We start from the raw sequence: 943 nt of genomic DNA on the forward strand, positions 1-943 counted from the left end.
GCAAAGAAGATCTTATGGTGGTTTTGCCGAGGGTGTTCACCTCTTCCCATTCCGAACAGAGAAGTTAAGCCCCTCATGGCCGATGGTACTGCACAACAATGCGGGAGAGTAGGTAGCTGCCATACTTATTAAGTGAAGCCTTAGTGTTTATGCACTAAGGCTTTTTCTTTCTTTAAGAGTAGAGAGCATTACTAAAGAGTAAGCACTCTAAGATTATTAAGAATAAAGACACACACAATTGGTGAAGGCAGGATGTTTATACATCTTCCACCCACTAACAGATACAGTTCTTTACAATAGCAAGTCACTGCTAACATGATGATACACCAGGCTAGGCAACAACCTACCACTTACACTTTACAATGGTGTCATCAACGTTTCTACTTCTTTAATAAGAATAGAAATACACTTAAGCACCAAGCTTAAAATCAAATTGACATACAGAAAATAAATAAGCAATTAAGTTGAAATAATTTTTGCTGCGAATGATAAAGATCATACCTTTGCCGTCCGCTCAAAAAGCTACAGTTCTTTGCAAAATAATGGGTTGATTATCAGAAGGTTAAAATGCACTTTCCCAATATATAAGTCATTCAAATTGAGATAATTAAATATAAAAAATGTTGTAAAAGTTTTGGTGATTAAATAAAAGATCACTACCTTTGCAACCCCAACGCAAACGATATAAAAAAGTTCTTCTAAAAATAACAAAAGATGTACGGCTAAAGAGCCACAGAGATCGGATCTCACACATCAACAACGATCATGTAAATGATCAAAGTTCTTTGAAAGAWTGGAAACAACAGCACGAATCTAAGTAGTGATGCTTAGGTTCAAACAGGTAATGTACAGCTAAACATAATTAATAAGATCACCGATTGATTTCGAGAGAAATTAGTCAGTATCAAAACTTCTTTACAATGGAGAGTTTGATCCTGGCTCA

The 943-nt window shown here is 35.6% G+C and carries 1 rRNA gene; it reads left to right on the plus strand.

Annotation, left to right across the window (positions count from 1 at the left end):
* The first annotated feature begins 13 nt into the window (after positions 1–13).
* Positions 14–125 (plus strand): 5S ribosomal RNA (gene rrf, locus AC1DP6_RS36465).
* Positions 126–943: the final 818 nt, after the last annotated feature.

This window comes from Chitinophaga sp. 01L420, from assembly GCF_056399985.1.